At 70.6% G+C, this 8,642-nt stretch carries 7 protein-coding genes; 2 read left to right on the top strand and 5 right to left on the bottom strand.

Going from position 1 to position 8,642, the window contains the following annotated elements:
* Window positions 1-344: 344 nt before the first annotated feature.
* Window positions 345-1,553: an ABC transporter substrate-binding protein gene (locus tag B056_RS0105060; protein ID WP_018500815.1), complete on the top strand. Its 1,209-nt coding sequence runs from the start codon at window positions 345-347 to the stop codon at window positions 1,551-1,553.
* 132 nt (window positions 1,554-1,685) lie between these two features.
* Window positions 1,686-2,423 carry an ABC transporter ATP-binding protein gene (locus tag B056_RS0105055; RefSeq protein WP_018500814.1) on the top strand — a complete coding sequence of 246 codons (738 nt, stop codon included), beginning with the start codon at window positions 1,686-1,688 and terminating at the stop codon, window positions 2,421-2,423.
* Between the two features lie 143 nt (window positions 2,424-2,566).
* On the opposite strand, the gene B056_RS35210 is transcribed toward B056_RS0105055, so the two are convergent.
* The 5 genes from B056_RS35210 to B056_RS35205 form a co-directional block, all read right to left on the bottom strand.
* Window positions 2,567-2,824, bottom strand: a complete 258-nt coding sequence (locus B056_RS35210) for a hypothetical protein (protein WP_018500813.1) — start codon at window positions 2,822-2,824, stop codon at window positions 2,567-2,569.
* 143 nt (window positions 2,825-2,967) lie between these two features.
* Window positions 2,968-3,291: a Rieske (2Fe-2S) protein gene (locus tag B056_RS0105045; protein ID WP_018500812.1), complete on the bottom strand. Its 324-nt coding sequence runs from the start codon at window positions 3,289-3,291 to the stop codon at window positions 2,968-2,970.
* Window positions 3,292-3,315: 24 nt separating this feature from the next.
* On the bottom strand, window positions 3,316-4,116 hold the full coding sequence (locus B056_RS0105040) for an SDR family oxidoreductase (protein WP_051105544.1): 801 nt from the start codon (window positions 4,114-4,116) through the stop codon (window positions 3,316-3,318).
* Window positions 4,113-5,390 (bottom strand): amidohydrolase family protein, encoded by a 1,278-nt coding sequence (locus B056_RS0105035; RefSeq protein WP_018500810.1) that lies wholly within the window; start codon window positions 5,388-5,390, stop codon window positions 4,113-4,115. Before B056_RS0105035 ends, B056_RS0105040 begins: the two co-directional genes overlap by 4 nt.
* A 69-nt stretch (window positions 5,391-5,459) precedes the next feature.
* The gene (locus tag B056_RS35205) at window positions 5,460-8,291 is read right to left on the bottom strand and encodes a branched-chain amino acid ABC transporter permease/ATP-binding protein (RefSeq protein ID WP_018500809.1); all 2,832 of its coding nucleotides are present in this window, start codon (window positions 8,289-8,291) and stop codon (window positions 5,460-5,462) included.
* Window positions 8,292-8,642 lie beyond the last annotated feature (351 nt).

Here is an 8,642-nt window from a genome sequence, read left to right as displayed (position 1 = left end):
ACCACACCCCCCGCCAGGTCAAATCGAGGGTTGTGTGACCTGCGCCCACCTGCTAAAAAGTAGACCTCACAAATTGCACTCAGTTGAAACTCTGGCTCACCCTACCCGAAACGGACAAAACATCCCGACCGGGATGAGGCCAGCCCGGAGCCGGGAAACACACCGGCGGGTGGACGCCGTCCACCCGAGGCCACCCGTCCGGGACCAGGAGAGAAGCCCACGCCACCCTGCCCCGCATTGGCCCGGAATCCCGGGCCCGTCACCCGGCGCCGGGCCAGAACAACCACCGAAGCAGTCTTCCGCATGCGTCCAGGCGGGAGACAACCGGGAAGGGAAGCTTCGCCGTGAAGCATCGCAAGCTATTCGCACTCACCGCCGCCGCCGGGCTGTTATCGGCCGCTCTCGCGGCGTGTGGGAGCGACTCGGATGACGCGGGCGCGGACACCGCGGGACTCAAGGGAGACCCGGTCGTCCTCCAGGTGATCACCACACTGAACAGCGTGACCCCGGGTGTCGAGGTCTACCAGGCCGCGCAGGCCGCCGCCGCGGCGGTGAACGCGTCGGGAGGCATCAACGGCCGCCCACTCAAGATCACCGTCTGCGACGGCGGCGACACCGACGGCCCGGCCAAGGCCGTCGGGTGCGCCCGCGACCTCGTCGCCGACAAGTCGATCGTCGCCGAGGTCGGCGATTACCATGCGTATCAGGAACAGGTCAACACGATCCTGAACCAGGCGCACGTCGCGAACATCGGCCCGCCGCCGTCGAGCCAGTCCGTCCTGAACTCGCCGAACTCGTTCCCGCTCGCCGGGTCCGAGGGCGCCGGTCTGGCCGCCATCCTCGCCGACGCCGGGGCGAAGGACATCCAGGTCGCCTACACCAACGTCGCCCAGGCCGCCGCCGCCCTCCAGTTCAACCAGATCGCCCTGCAGAAGGGTCGCGGCCTGCAGGTCAAGGGCGGCATCCCGATCGACGTGACCGCCACCGACCTCACCCCGGCCGTCACCCGCGGCGCCGACGGTGACGGAGTCGTCCTGGCGATGATGCCGACCCACTTCGCGTCCTGGCTCACCGTGACCGCCGGCGGTGACTTCGACCAGAAGCTCTCCGTCAGCGCCTCCGTCCTGGTGCCCGAGACGCTCAAGTCGCTCGGCGACAAGACCGACGGCATCCTCGTCGCCGCCGGCCTGCCCATCGCCACCGGCGACTCGGAGGGGGCGACGCGCTTCCGCGCGGAGATGGCCAAGTACCAGGCGGGCAAGCCCATCGACCAGGTCGGCCTCATGGGCTGGCTGGACACGTGGGCCTTCGCGCAGGTCGCCCGCACCATCGACGGCCCGATCACCCGCGAGTCCGTCCTCAGCGCCTTCGGCAACCTCGAGAACTTCAACGTCTTCGGGATGCTGCCCGACGGCTACACCACCAAGACGCCGTTCACCGCCGTCCCGGGCATGCCCCGGCTGTTCAACAACCAGATGATCGAGGCCGTCGTCAGGGACGGCAAGATCGAACAGACCTCGGACGGGTTCGTCCCGATCTTCAACAGGCCATGACCGGCCACCGGTCCAGCACCGGCGGCAGGAGCAGCCTCACGCCCGGGCCGCTGCCAGCGCCCCGCCCTGACCCGCGGGTGCGCGCCGCCGCTCGCCCCGTCGACCAGCCCGCCCCGGGGGAGGTCACCGACGATGTCCGTTGACACCGCGCCCACCGACACCGCGTCCGCGGGCACCGCGCCCGTGCTGGAGGCGACGGACCTGTCCGCCGGCTATCGGCGGGTGCCGTGCGTCCGCAACGTCAGCCTCGACGTCCGGCCGGGTGAGATCGTCGTCATCCTCGGCCCGAACGGAGCGGGGAAGACGACCACCCTGCTGACGCTCTCCGGCGCGCTGCCCAGCCTCGGCGGCGAGATCCGGTGGCGGGGTGAGCCCACCGACCGGGCACTGCACCACCGGGTGCGCGACGGCCTCGGGGTGGTACCCGAGGAGCGGTCGGTGATCTCGCAGCTGTCGGTGCGGGACAACCTCCGCATCGGCCCCGGACCGGTGGAACGGGCGCTGGAGCTCTTCCCCGAGCTCAGGCCGCTGCTGCGGCGGCGGGCCGGCCTGCTTTCGGGAGGCGAGCAGCAGATGCTCTCGACGGCGCGCGCCCTGGCGGCCGAACCGGCCGTCCTGCTGGCCGACGAGCTCTCCCTCGGCCTGGCACCCAAGATCGTCACCAGGTTGATGGACGCGCTGCGCGCGGCCGCCGACCGCGGCGCGGGCGTGCTGCTCGTCGAGCAGCACGCCCGGCAGGCCCTGGGCGTCGCCGACCGGGCCTACATCCTGCGCCGCGGCAGCGTGGTGTGGGCCGGTACGGCGGCCGAGGCCAGGCGGGACCTGCGGCAGATCGAAGGCGCCTACTTCGGGCAGGACACCGGCGCCTGAAGGTCGCGTCCGCGGCCGCTCCGCACGGCGGTAAGGAGCGGCCGCGGACGTCCGGCGGGTGAGCGTGGGAGTCATCCCGCGCGCACCCGCCTTCACGTGCGCGCGGACGGGCCCCGGCTCGGTTCGGTCCACGGCCTCGCCACCTACCCGTCCTCGACCGCCCCCGTGGCCGCCGGCGTCCCCGACGACCGGCCGCGGGGGCGCCGCCGCGCGTGCCAGGCGTCCACCGTTGAGCGGCGCCAGCGCGGGCGGCGCCGGTTGGCGGGCCGATCGCTGTCGGGATCGTCAGGGGCCGGCGCGGATCCGTCCGCGACGTAGGCGCGCCATGACGACGCGGTCAGGCGCAGGTGGTCGGCCACCTCGGTCACGGTCATCAGCGGGTCGGCGTCCACCTGGCCCATGGTGCCCAAGGAACCCGCCTGACACCGAACGCCTCCCCACCTATAGGGCGGGGCTGTCGCGGCCGACGAGGGCGGGCGATCCCTGACCGGGACAGGACACGAAAGAGCCCGGCGGCCCCCCAGGGGCCCGCCGGGCTCTTCGGTCAGATCCGTACCTGGACGACCTCGTCCTCCACCCGGGTGGGAAAGACCATCAGGTCCTGGTTGAACCCGTCGGACGACGAGGGCCGGACACAGGTGCCGGTGCGCACGTCGTACCGGCTGGCGTGCGTCGGGCAGACGACGAAGCAGCCCTCCTCCAGGGAGCGCCCACCCAGGGTGCTGCCCTGGTGCGGGCAGAGGTTCTGGAAGGCGTAGTACTCGCCTTCCACGTTGGCGACCGCCACCGGGAAACCGTCGACCTCGACGGTCATGGTCTGACCCGGGTTGAGGTAGTCGGCCGGCAGGGCGTCGTAGAAATCAGCCACCACTATCTCCCAGCGCCGATCGCCCTAGTAGCTGCGGGCGCGAACGACATCGAGCTTCTGACCCCGCGGCCGGGTCGCGATGAACACGTGGACGTCGGCGACGCTCTCGACCGTCATCCCGCCGTGCTTCCCGATCACCCGGTTGATCGTGCCCTCCGCCTGAAGCCGCGGCCACACCAGATGGGTGTGCTCCCCGCTGTCCTCCCAGTCCGTCGAGCCGCCGCCCTCGCCGAGGGCCACACCCTGGATCAGGGTCGTGACCCGGATCTCCTCCTTCTCGAACTCCAGGCCCAACGCCTGGCCGAGCGCCTCCAGACCCGCCTTGGTCGCCTTGTAGACGGCCTCGTACGGGAACATCTCGATGGTCACCTCGGACGAGGTGTTGATGATGTCGCCGCCGCCCGCCGCCCGCAGCAGCGGGATCGCCGCCCGGCTGGTGTAGACCGGGCCCAGCAGGTTGCAGCGCACCTGGGTGAGGATGTCGGCGTCGGTGACGGACTCGAAGGGGCACGGGCGGTGCAGACCGGCGTTGTTGATGAGGATGTCGAGCCTGCCGAAGCGCCTGTCGATGGCGGCGAACGCCGCACGCACGCTGTCCGGGTCACCGACGTCGGTGGGCAGGCCCACCGCGCGCGGCGCGAGCTCCTCCTCGAGGGCCTTCAGCCGGTCCGCGCCGCGGGCCAGCAGTACCACCTCGGCCCCCTCGGCCGCGAACCGGCGCGCGATGGCCAGGCCGGAGCCGCTGGTCGCGCCGGTCACCGCGACCACCCTGCCGGCGAGCTGCCCGCCGTCGCCATCCTTGCCGACCGGGCTGTCCTGACTCATCGGGCCAGCACCCCGATGCCCGCCGCCTCGTTGCGCCGCCGCCACTCGTCCTTGGACATCCGGGTGGTGTCGACGTGCGCGGTGCGCGCCCGCGCCCGCAGCGCCCCGACGGAGGCCTCCTCGCGCGGGATCGTGGTGAACGGGTCGAAGCCGAAGAACCGGCAGGCGTTCTGCCAGGTGATCTTGTGGATCTCGTCGTCCGGCACGCTCGCGTCGGTCAGCTCGCCCCACAGGAGCTCCGGCGACTCCGGCCACGTCGTGTCCGTGTGCGGGTAGTCGGACTCCCACGCGATGATGTCGATCCCGATCTCGTGGCGGGCCTTGAGCCCGTGCGGGTCGGTGATGAAGCAGCCCAGGACGTGCTCCCGGAAGATCTCCGAGGGCAGCCGGCCGCCGAAGTCGTTGTGCAGCCACAGCTGGTTCTTCACGTGCCGGTCGGCGCGCTCCAGGTAGAACGGGATCCAGCCGATCCCGGCCTCCGAGAAGGCGATCCTGAGCGTCGGGTACCTCCGCAGGACGCCCCCGAACAGCAGGTCCTGCGCCACCAGGGTCATGATCTGGGTGGACAGGATGATCGAGTGGTCCGCCGGCGCCTCGGGCGGCAGCTTGAGCAGCCCCATACCGCCCCCGATGTGCAGGCAGAGCACGGTGTTCGTCTCGACGACGGCGTTGAGCAGCGTGTCCCAGTAGCCGGACAGCAGGCTGGGGTATCCCTGGGCGTGCGGGGCCTCCAGGAAGCTGACCGCCGGGCAGCCCTTCGCCGCCAGCCGGCGCACCTCGGCGGCGGCGAGCCCGGCGTCCCACATCGGCAGCATCCCGATGGGGATGAACCGTCCCGGCGCGCCGGCGCACCACTCGTCGATGTGCCAGTCGTTGTAGGCCTGCAGCATGATCAGGGAGAGCTGCTTGTCCGGCGCCTCGGCGAAGGTCCGGGCGTTGTACCCGGCCATGCTGGGAAAGCACATCGAGGCGAGGACGCCGTTGGCGTTCATGTCGTCGACCCGGGCCTTCAGGTCGAAGCAGCCGGGACGCAGCTCGGTGTAGGTGCCGGGGTCACGGCCCCACTCCTCCGCCGGCCACCCGACCGTCGCCGCCATGCCGAACGGTGTCGAGGTGGCGGCACCCTGGAAGACCCACTGGTCGATTCCGCTCTCGGTGCGGACGACCTTGGGTGCCAGGTCCCGGTACTTGGCGGGCACATGCTTCTCGTACATGTCCGGTGGCTCGATCGAGTGATCGTCGATGCTCACCAGAATCATGTCTTCCATCTTCATCGCCGAGGGGTCCTTCGCTTCCGTGATCCGGGTCGGTGACTGACGTGATCCTGGTAGTGACGAGGTCGGTCAGCGCGCCTCCCCGACGACCTCCTGAACCACGCTCCGCGCTACCTCCTCCTTTTCCTTGTTGTGCCCGGCCGCGTCGCCCGCGGGCTCGCCGTCCGCGGACTCGCCGTCCACGGACTCGCTCTCCTCGCCGAGGTAGGCGGCGATCACCCGCGGGTTGGTACGGATCTCCGCCGGGGTGCCGGTCGCGATGACGGTGCCGAAGTCCATGACCACCAGCCGGTCACAGACGCGGTTGAGCATGGGGACGTCGTGCTCGACGAGCAGAATGCCGATGCCCCACTCGTCGACGAGACGCCGCAGCAGGTCCGAGAGCTCCCGGGTCTCGGTCTCGTTCAGCCCGGCCGCGGGCTCGTCGAGGAGCAGGACCGACGGCTCGGTGGCGATCGCCCGGGCGATCGCCACCTGACGACGGCGGCCGTAGGACAGCACCGAGGGGACGCGGTCAAGGTCGTCGACGAGCTCGAACATGTGGATGGCGGACCGGGCCGCCGGCGTGAGCTCGGTGCGCCTGGGTCGCACGAGATCGGTGAGGTAGGCGGCCGAGTCGCGCGGGTCGGAGGCGGTGCGCAGGTTCTCCAGGATGGTGAGCTGGTCGAACAGTTCGAGCGACTGGAAGGTCCGCCCGATGCCCAGGCGGGCGCGGCGGCGGGCCGTCATCCCGTCGATCCGAACCCCGTCGAGCTGGATGGTGCCGCCCTGGATCCGGTTGAAGCCGGTGACGGCGTCGATGAACGTGGTCTTGCCGGCTCCGTTGGGGCCCATGAGCCCGACGACCTCGCCGGGCCTGACATCCAGGGAGACGCCACCGAGGGCCTGGACGCCACCGAAACGCACGGCGACGTCGCGTACCTCGAGGACCTTCGCCGGCACCCGGTGGGCGGGGGCCGGCGGGATCGACGCCCGCGCCTTCCCCGAGCCGGCCGAGGCGTCGTCGCCCTGGTCCGCCTCGGCCGGCGGTCTGCGGGTGCGACCGAAGGTGAGCGCCGCCGGTGGCCGCAGAGTGGCGACCCTGGCGGCGAGACCGTTCGGGAACTGGATCAGCGTGGGGGTGAGGAAAAGCGCGAGGGCCAGGGTCACGTACTGGTTGATGTCGTCGTTCGGGAAGATCTCACCGAAGATCTTGGGGGTCAGCCCGCCGGCGGTGCTCGCCCCGGCGAGCACACCGCCGAGCAGGAAGCCGACGCCGCTGATGACGGTGTTGATGACGACCGAGATCGAGTTGAAGACGTTGAACTGGTTGAAGTCGACGTAGCCCCCCGCCTGGAAGGACAGCAGCACGCCGCCCAGACCCGCGATGGCCGCCGAGAGCGCGAAGGAGAAGAGCTTGGCGCCGTAGACGCTGATCCCCAGCGAGGCCGCGGCGCGTTCGTTGCCGCGGACGGCGACGAGCCGCCGGCCCGCCCGGCCGCGCCTGATGTTGCCCGCCACCAGGGCTGCGAGCAGCAGCGCGACCAGACACACGATCGCGTACCGCTTGGGATGGCTGACGGGGTCGACGCTCCAGCCGAACAACGACGCGGGGTCGACCACCGTCCCGTTGAGCCCGCCGGTGAGGGGAACGCTCTGGAAGAGCACCGCCTGGATGGAGTACGCCAGGCCGAAGGTGGCGATGGCCAGGTGGATGCCCCGCGTGCGCAGCGCGGGCAGGCCGACCAGGACACCGACGGGTACGGCTGCCACGATCCCGATGACCAGGGCCAGCAGGAAGGGGAGCCCGTGCGTGGCGGCCAGCCGGGAGGCGACGTAGCCGCCCCAGCCGGCGAAGGCGAACTGCGCGAGGGACAGCTGGCCGCCGTAGCCGGTCACGACGACGAGCGAGACGCAGATGACCGCCCCGATGATCGTGGTGGTGAAGGCGTCGGTCCAGTTGGTCGGGGTGGACAGGATCACCAGCAGCGCCACGGCCAGTACGGCCGTGACCCGGCCGGGCCGCAGCACCCCGGTCCCGATCTCGGGCAGCAGCTCGTTCACGTGGCTGCGCAGCGGCAGGCCGCGCCCCCGGACGACCAGCACCAGGATGACCACCAGGAACGGGACCGCCTCGCCCCAGCCGGCGGCGCTGACGTAGTTGGTGATCTCGGACTGCGTGATGCCGATGACCAGGGACGCGGCGAAGGCGATCGGGAACGACGCGAAGCTCGCGACCACGCAGGTCGCCAACGCCGGGATGATCAGCAGGACGAGGGTGTTGATGTCGAGCCCGGAGATCGGGACGATCAGGATGCCGGCCAGCCCGGCGAGCATGGCACCGAGGGTCCAGTTGGCGGCGGCGATCACGTCGGGCGAGTGGCCGGTGAGCTGGGCCGTGCGCTCGTTCTCCGCCACCGCCGAGGTCACGGCCCCGAACTTGCTGTAGCGGTAGGTCGCCCAGAGGACCACCGAGATGACGGCGGCGATGCCCAGCAGCACCAGCCGGTCCGCGCCGACCGCCGGTCCGCCGAACGGGTGCACGCTGTCGGTCGGGAGGAAGGACGGCACGGTCTTGACCTGGGTGCCGAAGATGATGCGGCCGGCCTGCTGCAGCACCACCATGATGCCGAGGGTCGCGATCACCCTTGTCAGCGGTGGGGCGTTGCGCAGCGGGCGCATCACGAGCAGGTGCATGAGGGTCCCGGCGAGCCCGGAGATGAGCAGTGCCAGCACGACCGCCACCGCGGTCGGCACACCGGACTCGACGTGCAGCTGGTAGAACGCGAGCGCGCCCACCGCCGCGAAGGCTCCCTGGGCGAAGTTGACTACGCCGGAGCCACGGTAGACCAGAAGCAGGCCCTGGCCGGCGAGGACGTAGATCGCCCCCAGCCCCAGGCCGAGTAAGGCGAAGCGAATCATGAGGTCGAGGCTTCCCTTCCCAGTCGTCTCCCTCCAAAAAGGCACTGGAGACTGCTTCGACGGCCGGCACGGCCCGGCACGACACAGCGAACTCATGGCGAATACGGCCGGGGGCAGGACGGCACGCTGGTATTTCCGGCGAACCGGAGTGGCGATGCCCGGGACCGCGACTGAACATTCCCCGGTACCGCACACCTTCGGCTCGTGACGTCAGGCAGCCACCCTGGGGGGTTTGTCCCTTTCTGCACCCCGGACACCAGAGTTTCAACTGAGTGCAATTTGTGAGGTCTACTTTTTAGCAGGTGGGCGCAGGTCACACAACCCTCGATTTGACCTGGCGGGGGGTGTGGT

The sequence above is a fragment of the Parafrankia discariae genome, assembly GCF_000373365.1.
GTDB classification, from domain to species: Bacteria; Actinomycetota; Actinomycetes; order Frankiales; family Frankiaceae; genus Parafrankia; species Parafrankia discariae.
The sequence above is the reverse complement of the archived record's forward strand: the minus strand, read 5'-3'. Positions and strand labels throughout refer to the sequence as shown.